Raw genomic sequence first — 19,778 nt, 5'->3', positions numbered from 1 at the left:
CAGGCCGGGCTCCGTTCGGCGGCTCTCGCCACTCTTCCTTCTCGGGATCGAATTCACGCCTCACGATGATTGCCCTCCGCTTTCACCGCTGACAGGTGTTGCTTGCAATGACTGCCCGAGGCCTTGCAGCCATGAGAACGGACCGCTTCTCATGCCATCCGTGCGGGAAATGCGAACGCGCTTCTGATCCTTCTCCGCGCCAAACCGGAGTTCGGCCGCGGCAAACAGCCGGTCGACGATCATGTAATTGCCGCGCACTCGGTAATTCACGAGTTCAGAAGTGTCACCCTCGGGGCCAACGATGAAGAGCGGCGGCATCTCGCCCTGGCCGATGCCGCGCGGAAACTCGATGAACACTTGCTGACCATCATCGAATGCGCGCAGCGGTCGCCATGGCGCGCCGTCACCTATGACCTCGTAGCGGAAATTCACACGGGAAAGATCGACGCCTGTCGAAATCGGCTGAACCGCCTGCGCGGCCGCGTTCTGTTGGCGAAGCGCGATCAGCTGGTCCTGCGGATATTGCCATGAGACCGAGGCCATGTAGGTCTTCTCGGTCGAGCGCAGCTCCAGATGATAGGTGCGACGATCGGAGTTGATGACGAGATTGCTGAGCAACTCGGGCCGCGTCGGCTTAACGAGAATATGGACCTGCTTGCCCGCACCGCCCCCACTCTCGGTGTCGCCGATGATCCAGCGGACGGTGTCGCCGGCAGCAACCGGACCGGAGCCGACAAGTTGTTCGCCGGGCTGGAGCGCGATGTCGGTGATCTGCCCCGGTGAGGCGTAGACCTGATAGAGCGCGCCATCGACGAAGGGATAGACCTGCATGGAATTGATGAAACCGTTGCGAACGGGCTGAACGCGGGCGGCGGCATTCGCCTGATTGACGCGCATGGCTGGGTCTGCAGCCTCCGGCGCACGCTTGCCGTTCCTGCCGACCGGCTTTAACTGGCCGGGAAGCGGCAGAGGCTTCGGCAGTTCGACCACTCTAACAGGCGCTGGCGGGTCGGCGGTCTGCACCGCCGGCATCGCGCCCTCGTCGTATGAGATCTCTGGCGGCTTCACTGCGCAACCAGCAAGCGCAGACGTGCAGAGAAGGAAAAGCGGTAAACCGGATTTACGGAAAGCCGGGATTGTACGGATGAAGAAAGCCGGACGTCCTGCACTCCAGGGGGCGGCTTTGCGGAAGGCGGACGTCATTGACCAAGCTCCTTCGACCAGTTGATGGCGTTGATGTAGATTCCGAGGGGATTTTTCTTCAGCGTGTCGGCGTCGCGCGGCTGCTGCACAACGACGGTCACGATGGCGGACCAGCGGGCGGTATCGGCGAGGCTTCCGTCCTGATAACGGCGTTCGATCCAGGCGACACGGAATGAGCTGGGCGACGCCCTGATGACTGACGACACCTCAATGGCAATCTGCTGCTTGCCGATCTTGGCGAATGGATCGTTGGCGCGAGCATAGTCGTTGAGCGCCAGCGCCCCGCCCTGCGTGGTGAAATCGTACGCGCGGAGCCAGTTCTGCCGCACGATGATCGGGTCGACCGGAATCGAACGCACCTGCTCAATGAAATGCGCCAGGTAGAATGCGATCTGAGGGTCGTTGGGCTGATAGTCGGCCACAGCGGGCGCGATGGCCTGCGCCTGGCCGAGCCGATCGACCTGCACCACCCAAGGCACGATCGAACCGCTCATCGACTTCCAAACCAGCGCGGCGGATAGGCTGGCGGAGAGCAACAGCGAGCCGAAGGCCATGAACCGCCAGTTGCGGGCTTGCACGCGGGCAGAGCCGATACGATCGTCCCAAACTTGCGCGGCGCGTTGGTATGGCGTCTCGAACTGAGGGGCCTTGCCATAATGAGCCGATGGTCGCTTGAACATCTTCAATCGCCTTCCGAAAGATTGATGGAGGAGCCGCTGCCGTGCCCATCACCGGAGCGGACGGCGTGGGCCGCAGTCTGAACGCCGTGCGACATGGCTTGAGAGCGCTTCATGCGCTTGGCCCAGGCTGGTGGGCCGTCGGCAGCGGAGGAAGATGATGTCGTCGTAGATAAGGTCTCAGCGGCAGCGGCATTTCCGCTGACTGCGTCAGCAGAGGACGATCCGCCGGCTGTCTCGGGTGATGCGCGGGCGCCGGACTGATCGCTAGGCTTAGGACCGTCAGCGGCGCCACTTGCCGCCCGCTTCAATGGAGACGCCCCCCGTGAGCCTTCGTTGGCGACACTCCCGACACCCGGGGCGACGCCGGAAACGCCCGACTGGCCACCTGCGCCGAGGCTGTAGGCGGTGGAAGCGCCACCGGCGAGCGTGGCCCCGCCACGCGCCGCGGCGGCGACACCGCCAGCCAGAGCTGCACCGCCCGACGCCGCGGCACCGACCATAGCCATGCCGGCTGCGGCAACTCCGCCGGCGGCAAGCCCGGTTCCGATCGCCGCACCCGCCCCAAGCTGCGGCCCGCCGGAGACGAGGCCATTGGCGATGCCCGGTCCGAAGATACCGAGGCCGAGCAACGACAACGCGGCCAGCACGATCGCCATGGCGTCATCGATGGTCGGTTGCGTGCCGCTCGCGGTGGTGAACTGCGAGAACAGCGTTGAGCCGATCCCGACGATCACGGCCAGGACCATGACCTTGATGCCCGACGAGATGACATTGCCGAGAACCCGCTCAGCCATGAAGGCGGATTTGCCGAACAGGCCAAAGGGAATGAGGACGAAGCCGGCGAGCGTACTCAGCTTGAACTCGATGAGCGTCACGAACAGTTGCACAGCCAGAATGAAGAAGGCGAGCAGGACCATCACCCAGGCGAAGAGCAACACCGCGATCTGGATGAAGTTCTCGAAGAAGGAGACGTAGCCCATCAGGCCGGAGATGGAGGTGAGCAGCGGTCGACCGGCGTCGAGCCCGACTTGCGCGATACGGCCGGGATGGAGGAAATCGGCGGCCGACAGACTCGAGCCGCCCGCTTTCAGGCCAAGCCCCGAGAAGGAATTAAAGACGATCTGAGCGAGGTTGTTCCAGTTGCCGATCAGATAGGCGAAGACACCAACGAACAGAGTCTTCTTGACCAGGCGCGCCATGATGTCGTCATCCCCGCCCCACGACCAGAACAAAGCCGCAAGCGTGACGTCGATCACGATCAACGTGGAGGCAATGAAGGCCACCTCGGGCTTGAGCAAGCCAAACCCGCTATCGATGTACGTTGTGAAGGTGCTGAGGAACTGATCGATAACGCTTGTGCCGCCCATGTCAGCGAGCCTCCGGCCGTGCGGGTTCAATCGGCATGTCCGGTTGAGCCTGATCGCCCGGCATGCTCCCCTTTTGCGATCGCGCCACCCGGTGTTGTGGCCGACGGAGATATGGGGGACACGGTGGCCTGACCGAGGAAACGACGGCGGTTCTCGGCCCATGCCTTCAGACAGGCGGGATCACGCGCGCCGGCCTCGCCGATTTCCGAACAACGGAGCAATTCGGCGTCGAGTACATCAGGCGTCGTGACGGAGTGAGTCGGCACGACAAATGCGTCCAGACGACCGTCTTGACGGGCCATGTCGATCATCGTCGTTGTTATCGCGAGCGCCACGAACACGACGGCACCGAGCCGAGCGAAGGCTTTCTTGTCCACCGCCCGCCCCTCAATTCCCGTGGAACATCTGGACATTGCCCGGCTGATAGCCGGCACCTGGCGTGAGGAAGGTCTGACGCTGGACTCGGCCCTGATCCACCGCCGTCGCGCGCTCGGCTTGCAATAGCGCCTCGGCGCGGCCGTTAGCGGCGAGGACGGCGGTGATGTCGGCGAGCTGCTGAGCCTGAAGGGCGAGAAGTTGGTTGCCGGCCTGCGTCGCCTGTAGCGCGCCCACGGCGCCCTGGCTCTGGCCAACGAGTGCGGAGGTCTGCGTGCGGTTTGTGTCGAGATTATCGACGACGTTAGCCTGCACCCGCATCGCGTCCTGGAGGCCACTGACGCTGTTCTGCCAGCGCGTCTGCGCATCAATGACGAGTTTTTGGCTCGACGCCGTCATCGGGATTTTGCCGTACGTGGTTTGAAACGCGCCATCTATCTGCTGGACATTGAGGGCGATACCCTGTGCTTGGGCCAGAAGTTGCTGGGTCCGAGTGATCGATTGCTGGAGCTGCTGGAGCGAGGAGTAAGGCAGGCTTGTGAGATTGCGCCCCTGATTGATGAGCATCTGCGCCTGATTTTGCAGGCTGGTGATCTGGTTGGTGACTTGCTGAAGCGCGCGCGCCGCCGTCAGCACATTTTGAGCATAGTTCGACGGATCGAAGACGATCATGGCGAGAGCCGGAGCCGCCAGCATCGGCGGCAGCACAGCAGGGATGACAAGCAGGGATGTGGCGAACAACGCCGTGCGCGAGCGACGGATGATCATGAGGACGTCTCCAGGTTGGTGAGGTTGGGAATGAGGTCGGCGGCCCAGCCGGCGTCGCGACGGCGCAGCCAGGCGGCGAGGAAGCCGTCACGGCCGTGCTCGGCGAGGAGGTTTGCGATCGCGGCCTGGTCGGTTCGCGACGAGGCCGCGCACAGCGCCAGCGCCACATCCGACAACCCAAGCTCGAACAGGCGATTGCCGCGTCGCGACTGACAGTAGTAGTCCCGCTTGGGCATCGCGCGCGCGATGATCTCGATCTGGCGGTCGTTGAGACCGAAGCGGCGATAGATCGTCGTGATCTGTGGCTCGATCGCGCGTTCGTTTGGCAGGAGAAGCCGGGTCGGACAGCTCTCGATGATCGCGGGCGCGATCGCCGAATTGTCGATGTCGGAGAGCGATTGGGTGGCGAAGATGACGCTGGCGTTCTTCTTGCGCAGCGTCTTCAACCATTCGCGGAGTTGGCCGGCGAAACCGTCGTCGTCCAGCGCAAGCCAACCTTCATCGATAATGAGTAACGTCGGTCGTCCGTCAAGCCGATCGCCGATGCGATGGAAGAGATAGGACAGGACAGCGGGAGCTGCGCCCGTGCCGACCAGGCCTTCGATCTCGAACGCCTGGACGGTAGCAGATCCGAGATGCTCCCGTTCGGCGTCGAGCAGTCGCCCATAGGGGCCGCCGACACAGTACGGTCGCAACGCCTGCTTGAGATCGTTCGATTGAAGCAGCACGACCAGGCCGGTGATCGTGCGCTCCTCGAGCGGCGCAGACGCCAGCGAGGTCAGCGCCGTCCAAATATGCTCCTTCACCTCGGGCGTGATCGCCATGCCCTCGCGCGTCAGGATTGCAATAATCCAGTCAGCGACCCAAGCGCGCTCGGGAACATCGTAAATGCGAGCGAGCGGTTGAAGGCTGACGCTCTCAGTCGCTCCATCGCTGAGATCCCCACCAAGATCGTGCCAATCACCTCCCATGCCGAGCGCTGCGGCCCTGATCGAGCCGCCGAAATCAAAGGCAAAGACCTGCGATCGCTCATAGCGCCGGAACTGCAAAGCCATCAATGCCAGCAACACCGATTTGCCCGCGCCGGTCGGGCCGACGACCAGGGTGTGACCGACGTCGCCGACATGGATAGACAGCCGGAACGGGGTTGAGCCTTCGGTCTTGCCAAACAGCAAAGGTGGTGCGCCGAGATGCTCGTTGCGCACCTCGCCCGCCCACACCGCCGAAAGCGGGATCATATGGGCGAGATTGAGGGTGGAGACCGGCGGTTGCCGGACATTGGCATAGACATGGCCCGGCAGGCTGCCGAGCCAGGCGTCCACGGCGTTGATGGATTCGGCCATCGCGGTGAAGTCGCGCCCCTGGATGACCTTCTCGACCAGGCGAAGCTTTTCGTCGGCGGCACGGGCATCGATGTCCCACACCGTCACCGTGGCAGTGACATAGGCGGTGCCGGCATAGTCTTGCCCGAGTTCCTGGAGCGCGAGATCGGCGTCCGTCGCCTTGTTCGCCGCATCGGTATCTACGAGGGCGGATGGTTCATTGGTCATCACCTCCTTCAGGATGGCGGCGATGGACTTGCGCTTGGCGAACCATTGGCGGCGGATTTTCGTCAGCAGCTTTGTTGCGTCGGTCTTATCGAGCAGGATGGCGCGCGTGGACCAACGATACGGAAAGGCCAACCGGTTCAGCTCATCGAGCAGGCCGGGCGTCGTCACGGTCGGAAAGCCGGTGATGGTGAGGACGCGCAGATGCGACGCGCCCAATCTCGGCTCCAGCCCACCGGTCAGCGGTTGATCCGCAAGCAGCGCGTCCAGATACATCGGCGTCTCTGGGACACGCACCCGTTGCCGGTTGGTCGAGATAGAGTTGTGCAGGTAGGTCAACGTCTCGGCGTCATCGAGCCAGCGGCATTCCGGCATGAAGGCCTCGATGAGCTGAAGGATGCGGCCGGTTCGATTCACGAAACCGTGTAGCGCTTCTTTGGGATCTGCGCCCTGCGCCGCCCTTCCCTCATAGAGCCAACCTTCGGCCCGGGCCGCGTCCTCGGCGGGCGGCAGGTAGGTGAAGCTCAGGAAATAACTCGACTCATAATGCGCGCCGATCTCCTCGAAATCCGCCTTGCGTTCCGCATCAACGAGCGCCGAGGCGGCATCCGGAAACCGGCTGTCGGGATAGCGGTTCGAAGCATGACGCACCGACTCTACGAAGATGGCCCATCCGCTCCCCAATCTGCGGAAGGCGTTGTTGAGGCGTCCGGCGACGGCAACCAGTTCGGCGGGTACGGCGCTATCGAGATCTGGCCCACGAAAGCACGCGGTGCGCTGAAAGCTGCCGTCCTTGTTCAGTACGATACCGGGGCTGACCAGCGCCGCCCAAGGCAGGAAATCGGCAAGCCGGCTATTACGATTGCGATATTCGGCGAGGCTCATCATATGTGCGTGGCCTCGCTCAGACGGACAGATGCGTCGGAATGCGCAAATGCTGGCGCACCACATCGACAAAGAGCGGATCGCGCTTGGCGGCCCAAACGGAAGCGAAGTGGCCGATTGCCCAGATGGCGACACCAATAAGCCAAAGGCGAAGACCGAGGCCGATCGCCCCAGCCAACGTTCCGTTCATGATGGCGACCGCTCTTGGCGCACCGCCAAGCAGGATCGGCTCAGTCAGCGCCCGATGGACCGGAACGGCATAGCCTGGCGTCTCGACGCCCTGTTCGATCGCACCCGCCATTAGACGAGCGCTCCGCCGCTGAAGGAGAAGAAGGACAGGAAGAAGCTCGATGCTGCGAAGGCGATCGAAAGGCCGAACACGATCTGGATCAGGCGGCGGAAGCCGCCGGACATGTCACCAAAGGCCAGCGTCAAACCGGTCGTGATAATAATGATGACGGCGATGATCTTGGAGACCGGACCCTCGATCGACTGGAGGATCTGCTGAAGCGGCTGCTCCCACGGCATGGACGAGCCGGAGGCATGGGCGGCAGGCGACAACAGGACGCTGAGCGCGGCGGCGGGCGCCACGATCGCGATCCTGCGACGCAGAGTGGATAAGCTGTAGATCATGCGGGGTCTCCTGTCTGGGTTATGACGGCTGGGATGACGCGGTAGTCACCGTCGGCGCGCAGCCCCTCAACGCGAGCGAGTTCGGCGAGACGGCGGGCAGAGCCGCGACCCACGAGGACCGCCACGAGGTCGATGGTCTCGGCGATCAGAGCGCGCGGGACTGTGACGACCGCTTCCTGGATGAGTTGTTCGAGACGGCGCAACGCGCCGATAGCGCTGCCGGCGTGGATCGTCCCGACGCCGCCGGGGTGTCCTGTTCCCCAGGCCTTCAGGAGCTCTAACGCCTCGGCACCCCGCACCTCACCGACCGGAATGCGATCGGGACGCAGCCGCAACGAGGAGCGGACGAGGTCGGAGAGCGTGGCAACGCCATCCTTCGTGCGCATCGCCACGAGGTTCGGCGCCGCACATTGTAGTTCGCGCGTATCCTCGATGATGACGACACGATCGGCGGTCTTGGCGACCTCGGCCAACAGCGCGTTGGTCAACGTGGTCTTGCCGGTAGATGTCCCGCCCGCCACGAGAATATTGGCGCGCGCGGCGACGTTCTGGCGGAGCGTGTCGGCCTGTGCCGCCGACATGATTCCGGCAGTGACATAATCGTCGAGCGTGAAGACCGCGACGGCGGGCTTGCGGATCGCGAAGGTCGCTGCCATGACGACGGGCGGCAGCAAGCCCTCGAATCGTTCACCCGTGCTGGGCAACTCGGCGGAGACGCGCGGGGCGCCAGCGTGAACTTCGGCGCCAACATGGTGCGCGACCAGGCGGACGATGCGCTCGCCGTCTGCCGCCGACAATCGCTCGCCCGTGTCGACCAACCCCTCGGAAAGCCTGTCGATCCAGATCCGTCCATCGGGGTTGAGCATCACTTCGACGACGCCCGCGTCTTCCAGAAACCGGGCAATCGCGGGACCGAGCGCCGTACGCAGCATGCGCGCACCGCGCGCCAAACCTACAGAATTGTGATGCAAAGACCCCACCCTGCCCTCGTTGCAAACGGGGACAGACAGACGCTCCCCATGCGGGGTCGATTAAAAGAGCCGGATTGCGAGGCGATTCAACAAGGATTTATCGGAGTAGTAGTGTAGCGCGCAAATACAGGAGAACGGCGACGCGATGGTCGGGGATGCCGGAGGCAAACGAGGATGAAAGGGAGTGTTGAGAGCCCCGGCGTCACGCGTCGTCGCTGCGCCGGCGGACCGCGAAGGATTCGAATTCCACCGTAGGAGGGTAGCAGCGTAGATACAGTTTCATCCTCGTCTGCGACGGCGCGCCATTTGCGTACAAAACCACGAACATTTCCGTTCTCGGTCTGTTTGCCGGCGATAGCAGCCTGGAGGATATCCTTGCTGCCGACGACCCGGATGGCCTTGTCGTCGCCTTCGATAGCGCCGATGATTGAATGGATGTAACCCTTCCGGGTGTTGGTGTCCGCGGTGTCGAGCTTTTCGTTCATCATCTGCGCGAACGCGTCGATCTTTCCGGCATCAATGGCGGCTGCGGTACCGCGTTGGGCGCGGGCACGGTCCAGCGCTGTTCAAGCGCGTTCCCGCTGCGATTTGAGGGCGGTGGTACGTTCTCGCAGGATGTCGCCGAGTTCGACGATACCGTCCTCGATCGAGCGATAAAGCCGCTTCAGCCGTCTTCCGCATCACTAAGCTCCCGCTGCAGATCGAGCAGCCTCTGATCGGTGGAGGCGCTCTTGGTGGCTTGCCGTTCCATCAGCGACTTCAGGAGGTCGGCGATCCGGCCGGCGACGCGGTGCTTGCTATCGTGGGGCGGTGCATCGCAACGAGCGCCAAGCGCGCATCCGACCTCGGCGCGCGCTATGGCGGTGAAGAGTTTTCCGTGTTGCTGCCCGGCGTCGGCAAGGCCGGCGCGCTGGAGCTTGCTGAACAGTTACGCGCGATGCTGGTGACCGCTCGCGAGTCTCAGCACGAGTTGCCGACCGTCAGCATCGGATTGGCCAGTCTCGTCCCTGGCGACGAGCGCACGTCACGCGACCTCATTCGAGCTGCGGACCTCGCCCTCTACGACGCCAAGCATGAGGGTCGCGATCGCGTCGTTATCAGCCTGGTCGGATGGGACGCAGCAAGCAAACGACGCGTGGCTTGAACGCAACGGCGTCGCCGTCGGACACGGTTCCAGTGATTGTTGGAGCGCCCCTTTGTTGGGCATCGACTGGTGTTGAGCATCGGTTTGTCGAGTGAACCATCGCCTCCCGGTTCGTTAATTCTTCAGAAGTGTTCAAAAAGGAACAGCGGGAGGGTTCCAGAAGCCCCAAGCTGGCATAACCACCGCGCATCTCTCGGCATCGGTGATGAGAACGCCACCATGCGCTCCCGCCTTCTTCAAACAGAGGAGCAGCGGCATGCAGCGACGCCGTTACCAGCCCCAAGCCGAACCTCTATACAACCGCCTTACCGATGAGGCGGAGCGACTTCGCAAGCAAGCGAGGGGTACTCCGCCAGGAATTGAGCGTGAGAGGTTGATCCGGAGAGCGCGGCAAATTGAGACTGCCTCTCACATCAGCGAGTGGCTTGCATCGCCCGGCCTGAAGGCTCCGACCTAAATGCGCACCTCATTCAGCGATAACTACACATTGGGTAAGTTCAACCCGCCCTCCTACGCGAGCTGGCTCGCCGAACTTCGCACCCTGTTTCCTGTCCCGGATGAATTCCTTCTAGCGGATGCGATCTTCAGTTTCGCAAACGCATTCAAGGAAGGAAAGACGCCGCAACAGGCTTACGAGGTGTTCGATGTTTTCGTCAGCGCGGAGGCTTGCACTTGAACGACAACAGTGGCCTTTCTCATTCACAGATGAGATGCCAGTCGCCTCCTGGCCCAGGCTGTGTGAAAACGTTCTGTTTAGAGTGATTCGCGCGATAGGATTTCCCCGACTTTGCGGGGCATCAGATGAAGCGCTTTGTCGAAGGTTTGGATCGCGGGCAGACCACGCTGTTTCCGGCATTGCTCGATGACTATGTGAGCGAGGATAACCCGGTGCGAGCGGTCGACGTGTTTGTCGACGGTCTCAGTCTCGACAAGCTCGGGTTCGTCGGTGTCCAGCCACTCGACACCGGCCGACCCAGCTATCACCCCGGCACTATGCTCAAGCTCTACATCTACGGCTATCTTAATCGGATTCCGTCGAGCCGGCGCCTGGAGCGGGAATGCCAGCGTAATATCGAGATAATCTGGCTGACCGGGCAGCTAGCGCCGGACTTCAAGGCCATTGCGGACTTCCGCAAGGACAATGGCAAGGCCATTCGTGAGGTCTGTCGCGAGTTCGTGGCAGTGTGCCGCAAGCTTGAACTGTTCAGTGAAGCGAGCGTTGCCATTGATGGATCAAAGTTCAAGGCTGTCAACGCACGGGACAAGAACTTCACCGAGGCCAAGATGAAGAGGCGTTTTGAGCGGATCGATGAGAGCATCACCCGCTATCTCTCTCAGCTTGAAACCGCCGATCGGCACGGCGATGCGGTGCCAGAGGCGGAGGTTGAGCGATTGAAGGGCAAGATCGAGAAGCTCAAGGACGAGATCGTTCGACTCAACGCGATCAACACGGAGATGATGAAGAGCGAGGACAAGCAGATCTCGCTCTCTGATCCCGACGCCCGCTCGATGGCCACAAGTGGCAAGGACACCGGCATTGTCGGCTACAACGTACAGATTGCAGTTGATACGCAGCATCATCTCATTGTGGCCCACGAGGTGACCAACGTGGGCAGCGATCGGCACCAGCTCGCGAACATGGCCAGGCAGGCGCGTGACGAGATGGTTGTCGAGACGATCGATGCCGTTGCTGATCGCGGCTACTACGATGGTGAAGAGCTTCGTGCCTGCGAGGAGGCTGGCATCACGGTCACATTGCCAAAACCGCTGACCTCAGGTGCCAAAGCCGCCGGCCGTTTTGGCAAGCAAGACTTCATCTATGTTGCGGCGGAGGACATCTATCGCTGTCCTGCTGGCGAACGGCTGACGTATCGCTTCACCAACCAGGAAGATGGCAAGATGCTGCGCCGTTACTGGACGAACGCTTGCCAGAGCTGCGCGCTGAATGCTCAGTGCACGACTGGCCCTCAACGACGTATCTCTCGGTGGGAGCACGAGGCTGCGCTGGAGAAGGTTCAGCGGCTCGATCAAGACCCCAACAAGATGACTTTGCGCCGGCAGACCGTGGAGCATCCGTTCGGGACCATAAAGGACTGGATGGGTTCGACGCACTTCCTGATGCGAGGACGACACAAGGTAGCAACCGAGATGGCGCTCAATGTGCTCGCCTACAACATCAAACGCGCAATAGCGATTCGGGGCTGCGGACCACTCTTGGCGGCGATGCAGACCTAAGGGGCTGTTCTGGCACCTCAGAACATCCTGGCGACTCATTGGTTGCCCAGCGAGCCACCATCCGACGTGGGGGCATCTCGCCCATCAGTCCAAAGAGGGTTCTCACACAGCCTCGGCCCCTTTCGGACCTTATCGCGCGGATTGCGAATGTCCGCACACTTGGGCGGGAGCTGAACCTTACCGCCTGGCTACTCAGGAGCTTTTGGCTTACAGCGGGAGAAAGAGGCGCGGGTGCGAATAGAGGGCCCAGCGGTTTTCCTCGACATGAACGCACTTGGGGCAGTCGAACGTGCGGCCACGTCTGGGCCACGAGGGACTCCTGTTCCCCCTGCAGAAGGACTCCCTCTAGCCGGTCAAATCCCCTTGCTACGTAAGTCGCGGCTTCATTTCGGCGTTGGAACCCCTATAATGCGGGGCGCGCTCGTTCATCGGAGCAAAGGAGGCTCCAGTGGGGAAGCCAGCCAACAACGAGTTCGATCCCAAAGCCTTTCTCGCCAAGGTAGGGGCCGGCAAAGCGATCCTGAATCTGGAGAAGAATCAACGCGTCTTCCAGCAGGGAGACGTGGCAGATACGGTTTTTTACATTCAAAGAGGTCGGGTCAAGCTCACTGTCCTATCCGAGCAAGGCAAGGAAGCGGTCGTCGGAATTCTAGAACCGGGCCAGTTCTTCGGCGAGGGCTGCCTCAATGGCCATCCATTGCGCATCGCGACCACAACCGCGATGGAAGAATGCGTGATCACCTCCATCACCAAAGAGGCAATGATCGCCACCCTTCATACGGAGCCGAAATTTTCCGAGCTGTTCATGGCGTATCTCTTGACCCGGAACAGCCGAGTTGAAGAGGATTTGATCGATCAGCTTTTTAATTCGAGCGAGAAGCGGCTCGCCCGCCTTCTCCTTCTGCTCGCGCACTTCGGAAAGGAAGGCATACCTCAGCCAATTCTATTGGATATCAGCCAGGAAACGTTGGCTGAGATGATCGGAACGACCCGATCCCGGGTGAGCTACTTCATGAACAAATTCCGAAAACTCGGACTCATCAGCTACAATGGAAAGATAGAAGTTCATAATTCGCTTTTGAATGCCGTCTTGCATGAAAAGCCCGAGATAGAGCGGGACGATTCAACTAGCAAAGTCTAACGGCCCGGTGCTCGATGAGCGATCTATCAATAAGCATGTGTCCCTCTCGGCAATAAGGAAGCCCCGCTGGTTAGTGGGGCTTTCTCTAATTGGCCTCCAATTTGCCGATGTTTCTTCGAACCTGAACCAGTTGGTCCGATGGTTGTTCTAGATACCATGCTGCCGATAGTCGAATGCGGTCAACCCATGGATAGCCCGCTCGCATAGTTTGTTGGCGTCCCTCTCGCCGCTCTCTGCAGCCTGCAACACTCCTCTGGCAATGATTTCGCGATCTACTTCTAGCTGACCGATATTCTGAAGCGTTTGACATGCCAGATCGTATGCCTGGTTCACGGCAGCGACCGCCTCTGGATCGAACGACAGATCTTGGAAGAGCGGATTCAGATTAGACATGGTGCTCCCTGTAACAGGCACGAGCGCAAGCTCTCGGTCAGTTACCATAAGCAGCGGCAATCCGCTGAAAGCCGCCGGAGAAGATGTCGGCCGACGTGGTCCCGGTATCGCCTTGTTCCTTGCCATTATGTTGGTGCGCGACGTACTGATTTGAGCCGCTCTGGTTTGAAATTCGACATTTTTGAGTTTTCCTTGGTTTGTCTAACGCCGAACCAACGGTGCGCGTCGTCAATGGTTGCTCCAAAACGAGGGTTCCCGCTGTTCATTGCGCGATCTTTGTGTGTTCGCATGATGGCCTCGGAGTTCAGGCGCGCCGCAACCGCTGATGAGAAAACGATCAACGAGGGAATGCAAGTAGGGCGACGCGTTTGCAGCATGCGAACAAATCCGTGATCCGGAGCCGTTTCCGCAAGCTGCAATTTGCCGGCGCAACGGTGGCGAAAGGTGATCAATTTTGTACAGGACCACATTTCATAAGGCGTGCTCTTGCTGAAAAGCATCGCCCATTGAGCGAGCGACCGCACTGCGTTTGCGCTAATCGGAACATTCGTCGTCGCAAGGCATTGGCTCCAGAGTTTCCCATTCATAGGAGCACGCAATGATCAAGTACGTAGTAGCAGTAGCCGCCGTGGTGGGTATTTGCACCGCAATCCCTGCTGGAGCGGACGAAGTCGGAATCGGTGTGGGTCCTCATGGCGTGACGGTGGGCGAAGGTCATGGTGACCGTGATCGCGATCGTGACCGTGAACACTTTCGAGATCGGGACCGCCGAGATCGTGACGAAACGGTTATTATCAGGAAGGACCGTGACCACGACAGAGACAGAGACCACGACCGTCGTCCGGTTGTCATCGACCGCGACTAATCAATAATTGCGAGACACAAGCGGCCTTCCTTCGGGGAGGCCGCTTGTGTTTCGTCGTCTCAAAAAGTTGACCGCCACCGGCCCGCGACGTTCAGCTACAGCCGATCACCTCCGTCTCGCCGCCGCTGTTCAATTCTGCTCACTGGTTTAATTCGATAATTTTCAGAAGTGAGCAAAATGGAACAGCGTCCAGATGGCGGTCGTTCCAGGGTGACCTCATCAATTGAGCCAGCGCGTTGGTTGGATAACAGTGTTGGAGGACACAATGATTACGAGATTTTTCGTCGCCGCATTGCTCGGCACGGCGTTGATAACAGGCGTCGCCTCGGCGCAGACCACAACGACGACTACGACTGACAAAGCTACTACCGCCATGATGCACAAGGATGGCCAGTGGCGATCTACCAAGCTCATTGGTCTCGATGTTTACAACGATGCCAATGAAAAAATTGGTGACATTGAAGAGCTGATTGTCGATCAGTCCGGCAAGATCGATCACGTCGTTTTAGGGGTTGGCGGCTTTCTCGGTATGGGTGAGCACTACGTTGCAGTTGGCTTCGACAAGCTTAGGTGGGTGAACGAGGCCGTTCGTAGCACCGGCGCAAGTAGCGCGCCGACTACGACGACCGAGAAAACCACGACTGGCACGACGGCTACCACTACGACGACCAATACCAAGCAAGTACGAGCCGGTAACGAGCAGTGGTATCCAGATCATGCGACGTTAAATGCTACCAAGGATCAGCTAAAGGCAATGCCGCAATTCAAGTATAACTAAATCCGCTCGATTCCTTGTCAAAATCCACCCCGCCCCCGGCGCTCCCAGCGCCGCGGCGGGGCTTTTCTTTGATGCTCGCGGGATAGACGGAGAGGCGTCGAATAGCGACGTCCTCCAAGGGCGGAACCGGTTAGTCTTGCGGCGCTGACGGCTCGGCGGGAAAAGGCGCAAGCCGATGAGCGGCCTCACATCCTGCTGAGCCAATGTTGGACACGCTTAGGCGTTCCTCGACGATGTGTTTCCGTCTCAATTCGTGGCAGCTCAAAATCTTCGAAAGTGAGCAATATTGACCAGCGAGTCGCGACCCGAAACGACATGCTCGAATATCACCGGCCCATCGAGGCATCTACCGGTGACTGCGAGAGTTCTAACGCTGCCGCTTGATCCGAAACGAAGCGCCCCTGGCGGCGGGTCGCCGACATTTTTATGTCTGATCGTTTTTTCCGGAAATCCTAGTAGGAGACCAGTGGATGCGCATCGCGCAGATAGCCCCGCTCACGGAGGCGGTACCGCCTAAGCTTTATGGCGGCACTGAGCGAGTGGTGCACTGGCTCACGGAGGAACTGGTCGCACTTGGACACGATGTAACGCTATTCGCAAGCGGCGATTCCAGCACTTCCGCAAAACTGGACGCAACCTGGCCGAAAGCCCTGCGCCTCGATGGATCAGTACGCGATCCCAACGCTTTGCACATGATGATGCTGGAGAGGGTGCGACAGAAATGCGACGATGAAGCGTTTGATGTTCTGCACTTTCATTTGGACTACTATCCGTTCTCGCTGTTCTCCCGGCAGCCGACACCATTCCTGACCACGTTGCACGGCCGCCTCGATCTGCCCGAACTTCAGCCAGTTTTCACCACGTTCTCCTCGGTTCCGGTGATCTCGATTTCAACCGCACAGCGACGCCCCGTGCCGCAGGCAAGCTGGATCCGCACAATCCACCACGGAGTTCCGGAAAAGCTGCTGACGCCGCGATCCATCTCGCCGAGCTATCTCGCGGTGCTCGGTCGCATCGCGCCGGAGAAAGGCGTCGACCAAGCCATCAAGATAGCCATACGATGCGGTATTCCCCTGAAGATCGCCGCCAAGGTCGATCGCGGCGATCAGGAGTATTACGACGAAATCATTCGGCCGCTACTGCGCCACTCGCTGATCGAATATATCGGCGAGATCGGCGATCACGAGAAGTCGGATTTTCTCAGTGGTGCGATCGCCCTGTTGTTGCCGATCGATTGGCCGGAGCCCTTCGGTCTTGTGATGATCGAGGCCATGGCGTGCGGCACGCCCGTGATCGCGTACGACCGAGGTTCTGTCGCCGAAATCATCGATGAAGGCCTGACCGGTTTCGTCGTCGATGATGAGATCGGCGCTGTCGCGGCAGTCGGCCGCCTTGCACAGCTGGATCGCAGCGCGGTCCGAAAGCGGTTCGAGGCACGTTTCACCGCGCGCCGCATGGCGCTTGACTATCTTGCGGCGTATCGCACCCTGATGCATGCGGCTGAGCCGCGCATCAAGCTGGTGAGCAGCGCCGAGTAGCACGTGCTGCCTGTTTGCAGCAACTTGCATTCCTCGATAACGGGCCAGACCGACCCGGGTTGATCATGGCAATGTCCGCTCACGGCGCCCCTTCTCGAACATCGCGGGCCGGGACCCGACAAGTGCTTTGCATGTCCATCGTCGACATCAACGCGCAAAGGCTACTAGTGTCGTGGACCAGAAGTTCGCGATATCGAATCTGGATTTGGCGGAGCGTTGTACCGGCAGAAGCGTTCCATGGAGGCCAGGATGTCATCGGCGGACTTAGTCCAGCGGAACGGCTTGGGATCGGCGTTGTGCCGGTCGATGAAGGAAGCGATGTCTGCCCGGAGGGCGGCAACGCTTCGATAGATGCCGCGTCTGATCTTCTTGTCGGTCAGGAGTGCGAAGAAGCGCTCGACCTGGTTGAGCCATGACGAACTGGTCGGCGTCAGGTGCACGTGCCACCGGGGCCGCTTGGCGAGCCATCTTCGGATCAATGGCGTCTTGTGCGTGGCGTAATTGTCCATGATCAAATGGACGTCGAGGTCGCGCGGCACGGCAGCCTCGATCTCGTCGAGGAACTTGCGGAACTCGGCAGCACGATGGCGTCCGTAGCACTTGCCGATCACCCGTCCACTGGCAATGTCGAGGGCGGCGAACAGCGATGTTGTGCCGTGCCTTGTGTAGTCATGGCTCCTTCGGGCCGGCTGGCCGGGACGCATCGGCAGCATCGGCTGACTGCGGTCCAGTGCCTGGATTTGGGATTTCTCATCCACACATAGAACGATGGCGTGCTCCGGCGGCGAGACGTAAAGGCCCACGACGTCGCGCACTTTGGCCACGAAGTTTGGATCGGTCGAGAGCTTGAACGTCTCCATCCGGTGCGGCTGGAGCCCGAAGGCCCGCCAGATGCGTTGCACCGTCGACACCGACAGGCCGCTGGCCTTCGCCATGCCGCGGGAACTCCAATGGGTGGCGTTCTCGGGGCAACTCTCCAACGTCCTCACGATCATGGCTTCGATGCGGACATCGTCAACTGTACGTGGCGCCCCGGAGCGGGGCTCGTCATGCAGCCCGTCCACGCGCCGCTCCACAAAGCGCCGCCGCCACTTGCCTACCGTTGACCGGCCCAAGCCCAGCTTGGCCGCCACTTCCTTGTTTTGACCGCCTTCCGCGCAGGTCAGCACGATCCGAGCTCTCAGAGCCAGCGCCTGCGCCGTCTTCCGCCGCGTCGTCAGCGCCTTCAGTTCGGCGCGCTCTTCATCACTCAATGTCAGGCAGGCAAGTTGCCGGACCGCCATCAGATCCTCCGTCACTGCTGCTGCCTCCAGCCTTGGCACAGCGACGCGAACCTAATGCGAATCTACGATTGCGAACTTGTGACTCGGGACACTAGATCCGCCGAGCCATCAGCAGATCTGTTCACCCCGGCCGCGCCCTCAAACCATCACCGGCGGCGGGCGACGGCCACTCCTAACAGGAATGCGATTAGCAGCGAACCAAGAGGCGCTTCGCGCACGATGTTACTCAAGATGCTCAACGGCATCCCTGGCTTTCGACCCGCTTGTATCGCGCCGCTAACCCGGTGAACCGTCCCTTTCACGGCTTCGGAGACTTCCGCGATGGGGGATTTCGGTTCTGGAACGGGATCCGAGCCTTCGTGGGCGAAAGGGGCCAGCGGGATGTCATCACTCACGACTTGATCTCCAACAAGCAACCAATCAATCAAGGGGCGTGAACGGTTCCGATATCACCGTCTTGGCCGTTATCGCCCGCGCTGCAGCGGGCGGCGCGGGGTGCGCGTCAGCAATAGCGCCAACGCAAAGCCGATCCCGCCCGCGACCAAAATCGATCCGAGCGGATTGTCCTGCACCTTCTTCGCAGTTGCTTGTGAGCCGTCACGGATCGTATCGCCGCGGTTCTCATAAGCGTCTTTCGCGTAGTTGACGGTGGCATCCGAAGCTTCGCGCGCTGCATCCTTGGCTTGGCTGTATAGATTCTGCGCGGTGCTTGTCGCCTCGCGGATACGGCCCGCTGCCTCGGTCTTTGCGTCGCTGGCGATATCGCCTACGGCGCCCTCGAGCCTACCGGCGAAATCCTTCGCCGAGCCGGCAATTCGATTGTTCTCCATGGTGCACACTCCCTGGGCTGAAGTCCCGGAGAGCTAATCGACAAGGTCGGTCTATGTTCCTGCGCGCACAGAAACGGCTGGCAAATGTGGTGTGGCTTCAGGTTCTTACCGTCCCACACTCGCTGCTCCACTGCGCTGACGAGATGATCGAGTATCAGGAAACTGTCGCGATGCATGGGAAATCGACCTCAAACGGCCCCAGCGCCGCCTAGGTCTTGAGGGCAACCACAGCATGGCTGCGGCTTTCGTTGCAGCCGACCACATCGAACAGCGGCGCGCTGCTCACTTTTGCTCACTGTCCCATTTTCAAATTGCGGGGGTCCTAACTAGGACGGCACCGGACGGTGGGTACTGGCCTGTTTCCGAACGCAGTGTCCTCGTTTGAAAATAGCATAGCCTAGTTTGAAAGTGAGCGATTTTGAAGGAACGATCGCGGTACAAATCGGATGTTTTGGTAATCACCGGGGGATTGCACTGTCGGGACCTAATCCAACGCGACCAAGCATTCTGGGGCTTGGTGGCGTTGTGCTTTCCCAGGGCCCTAGTTCGTCATAACTGTTCGAAAGTGAGCAAAATGGACCAGCGCCGCGACAGCAATGGTCCCATGGTGACTCTATCACCGTCCAATCACGGCATCTAATCGGTGACTGAGAGTTCTGTAACGCTCCCGCCTGAGTTTAGGTGAGCCATCATGCCATCCTTGGCAGTCTTGTTCGACGCAAGCCGCATAGCAATTCAGCCCCATACCTGTCCCAAATGTTTGGGTCCAATGATCCTGACGCACATCAAGTCCTCTCGGATCGGATTCGAGATGCGCACGTTTCAGGGCGTCAATTGCGATCACGTCGATAAGGTCGTCAGCGAGACCAAATCGATGATGTGGATATCTTCCGGGCTGCGAGCGCCGGTTTAGAAATCCCCGGCATGCTCAGCGCGCTCAATGGCCCCTGCGCGAGTCTAGGACGGCGCTGGTGGGTCCGAGGCCGCCCCTCACGCGACCACGCGCGTTAAGGCCGGGAGCGGGGGTGACGAAGAACGCTGAGATTGATGACTGCAGCCGTCGTCCACGCAATCGATCTAACCGAGGGCAACTAAAGTCGGATCGATGCGAGTTTGAGGAAGGCCGGTCAGTTGGCCGCAAA

General features: G+C 60.5%; 22 protein-coding genes. 7 read left to right on the top strand and 15 right to left on the bottom strand.

The annotated features are described in order from the left end of the window. Positions 1–60: 60 nt before the first annotated feature. From trbG to trbB, 9 genes are read right to left on the bottom strand one after another with little or no spacing between them, the layout of a single operon-like run. Positions 61–1,203, bottom strand: coding sequence for a P-type conjugative transfer protein TrbG (gene trbG / locus ACE10Z_RS14895; protein WP_375788582.1), 1,143 nt, complete (start codon positions 1,201–1,203; stop codon positions 61–63). Continuing rightward, positions 1,200–1,883, bottom strand: coding sequence for a conjugal transfer protein TrbF (gene trbF / locus ACE10Z_RS14890; RefSeq protein WP_375789834.1), 684 nt, complete (start codon positions 1,881–1,883; stop codon positions 1,200–1,202). Before trbF ends, trbG begins: the two co-directional genes overlap by 4 nt. Positions 1,884–1,885: 2 nt before the next feature. After that, entirely contained in the window at positions 1,886–3,250 is a 1,365-nt protein-coding gene (trbL, locus tag ACE10Z_RS14885; RefSeq protein ID WP_375788581.1) for a P-type conjugative transfer protein TrbL, read from the bottom strand. 26 nt (positions 3,251–3,276) lie between these two features. Continuing rightward, the gene (gene trbK-alt, locus ACE10Z_RS14880; protein WP_375788580.1) at positions 3,277–3,627 is read right to left on the bottom strand and encodes a putative entry exclusion protein TrbK-alt; all 351 of its coding nucleotides are present in this window, start codon (positions 3,625–3,627) and stop codon (positions 3,277–3,279) included. Between the two features lie 10 nt (positions 3,628–3,637). Next, positions 3,638–4,393 (bottom strand): P-type conjugative transfer protein TrbJ, encoded by a 756-nt coding sequence (gene trbJ / locus ACE10Z_RS14875; RefSeq protein ID WP_375788579.1) that lies wholly within the window; start codon positions 4,391–4,393, stop codon positions 3,638–3,640. Further along, a complete protein-coding gene (trbE, locus tag ACE10Z_RS14870) occupies positions 4,390–6,828 on the bottom strand; it encodes a conjugal transfer protein TrbE (RefSeq protein WP_375788578.1) in 2,439 nt (812 codons plus the stop codon). The genes trbJ and trbE overlap by 4 nt, the downstream gene beginning before the upstream one ends. Before the next feature lie 16 nt (positions 6,829–6,844). Further along, entirely contained in the window at positions 6,845–7,126 is a 282-nt protein-coding gene (locus tag ACE10Z_RS14865; RefSeq protein ID WP_375788577.1) for a VirB3 family type IV secretion system protein, read from the bottom strand. Further along, complete coding sequence (locus ACE10Z_RS14860) at positions 7,126–7,458, bottom strand: TrbC/VirB2 family protein (protein ID WP_375788576.1); 333 nt, start codon at positions 7,456–7,458, stop codon at positions 7,126–7,128. The genes ACE10Z_RS14865 and ACE10Z_RS14860 overlap by 1 nt, the downstream gene beginning before the upstream one ends. Continuing rightward, positions 7,455–8,390 (bottom strand): P-type conjugative transfer ATPase TrbB, encoded by a 936-nt coding sequence (gene trbB / locus ACE10Z_RS14855; RefSeq protein ID WP_375788575.1) that lies wholly within the window; start codon positions 8,388–8,390, stop codon positions 7,455–7,457. The genes ACE10Z_RS14860 and trbB overlap by 4 nt, the downstream gene beginning before the upstream one ends. Before the next feature lie 470 nt (positions 8,391–8,860). Between trbB and ACE10Z_RS14850 the strand changes: the two genes are divergently transcribed. From ACE10Z_RS14850 to ACE10Z_RS14830, 5 genes are all read left to right on the top strand, one after another. Continuing rightward, the gene (locus ACE10Z_RS14850; protein ID WP_375788574.1) at positions 8,861–9,145 is read left to right on the top strand and encodes a hypothetical protein; all 285 of its coding nucleotides are present in this window, start codon (positions 8,861–8,863) and stop codon (positions 9,143–9,145) included. A gap of 23 nt (positions 9,146–9,168) precedes the next feature. After that, positions 9,169–9,573, top strand: coding sequence for a GGDEF domain-containing protein (locus ACE10Z_RS14845; protein WP_375788573.1), 405 nt, complete (start codon positions 9,169–9,171; stop codon positions 9,571–9,573). Between the two features lie 457 nt (positions 9,574–10,030). Beyond that, positions 10,031–10,249, top strand: a complete 219-nt coding sequence (locus tag ACE10Z_RS14840) for a hypothetical protein (protein ID WP_375788572.1) — start codon at positions 10,031–10,033, stop codon at positions 10,247–10,249. Between the two features lie 125 nt (positions 10,250–10,374). Further along, positions 10,375–11,808, top strand: coding sequence for an IS1182 family transposase (locus tag ACE10Z_RS14835; protein ID WP_375788571.1), 1,434 nt, complete (start codon positions 10,375–10,377; stop codon positions 11,806–11,808). Positions 11,809–12,256: 448 nt separating this feature from the next. After that, a complete protein-coding gene (locus ACE10Z_RS14830; RefSeq protein WP_375788569.1) occupies positions 12,257–12,949 on the top strand; it encodes a Crp/Fnr family transcriptional regulator in 693 nt (230 codons plus the stop codon). 147 nt (positions 12,950–13,096) lie between these two features. On the opposite strand, the gene ACE10Z_RS14825 is transcribed toward ACE10Z_RS14830, so the two are convergent. The 3 genes from ACE10Z_RS14825 to ACE10Z_RS14815 all read right to left on the bottom strand — a co-directional run bounded on the left by ACE10Z_RS14825 (position 13,097) and on the right by ACE10Z_RS14815 (position 14,174). Next, positions 13,097–13,342 carry a hypothetical protein gene (locus ACE10Z_RS14825; protein ID WP_375788568.1) on the bottom strand — a complete coding sequence of 82 codons (246 nt, stop codon included), beginning with the start codon at positions 13,340–13,342 and terminating at the stop codon, positions 13,097–13,099. 37 nt (positions 13,343–13,379) lie between these two features. Then, positions 13,380–13,574, bottom strand: coding sequence for a hypothetical protein (locus ACE10Z_RS14820; RefSeq protein WP_375788567.1), 195 nt, complete (start codon positions 13,572–13,574; stop codon positions 13,380–13,382). Positions 13,575–13,925: 351 nt separating this feature from the next. Further along, positions 13,926–14,174 (bottom strand): hypothetical protein, encoded by a 249-nt coding sequence (locus ACE10Z_RS14815; protein ID WP_375788566.1) that lies wholly within the window; start codon positions 14,172–14,174, stop codon positions 13,926–13,928. Positions 14,175–14,472: 298 nt separating this feature from the next. Between ACE10Z_RS14815 and ACE10Z_RS14810 the strand changes: the two genes are divergently transcribed. Both ACE10Z_RS14810 and ACE10Z_RS14805 read left to right on the top strand, forming a co-directional pair. Beyond that, positions 14,473–14,985, top strand: a complete 513-nt coding sequence (locus ACE10Z_RS14810) for a PRC-barrel domain-containing protein (protein WP_375788565.1) — start codon at positions 14,473–14,475, stop codon at positions 14,983–14,985. 470 nt (positions 14,986–15,455) lie between these two features. Continuing rightward, the gene (locus ACE10Z_RS14805; RefSeq protein WP_375788564.1) at positions 15,456–16,523 is read left to right on the top strand and encodes a glycosyltransferase family 4 protein; all 1,068 of its coding nucleotides are present in this window, start codon (positions 15,456–15,458) and stop codon (positions 16,521–16,523) included. A 164-nt stretch (positions 16,524–16,687) separates the two neighbouring features. Here ACE10Z_RS14805 and ACE10Z_RS14800 read toward each other — a convergent pair whose 3' ends face one another. The 3 genes from ACE10Z_RS14800 to ACE10Z_RS14790 form a co-directional block, all read right to left on the bottom strand. Beyond that, complete coding sequence (locus ACE10Z_RS14800) at positions 16,688–17,806, bottom strand: IS630 family transposase (RefSeq protein ID WP_375789833.1); 1,119 nt, start codon at positions 17,804–17,806, stop codon at positions 16,688–16,690. Positions 17,807–17,952: 146 nt separating this feature from the next. Then, the gene (locus tag ACE10Z_RS14795) at positions 17,953–18,201 is read right to left on the bottom strand and encodes a hypothetical protein (protein WP_375788563.1); all 249 of its coding nucleotides are present in this window, start codon (positions 18,199–18,201) and stop codon (positions 17,953–17,955) included. A gap of 69 nt (positions 18,202–18,270) precedes the next feature. Then, the gene (locus ACE10Z_RS14790; RefSeq protein ID WP_375788562.1) at positions 18,271–18,636 is read right to left on the bottom strand and encodes a hypothetical protein; all 366 of its coding nucleotides are present in this window, start codon (positions 18,634–18,636) and stop codon (positions 18,271–18,273) included. Positions 18,637–19,778 lie beyond the last annotated feature (1,142 nt).

The sequence above is a fragment of the Bradyrhizobium sp. Pha-3 genome (genome assembly GCF_042258615.1).
In the GTDB taxonomy this organism is placed as follows: domain Bacteria; phylum Pseudomonadota; class Alphaproteobacteria; order Rhizobiales; family Xanthobacteraceae; genus Bradyrhizobium.
The sequence above is the reverse complement of the archived record's forward strand: the minus strand, read 5'-3'. Positions and strand labels throughout refer to the sequence as shown.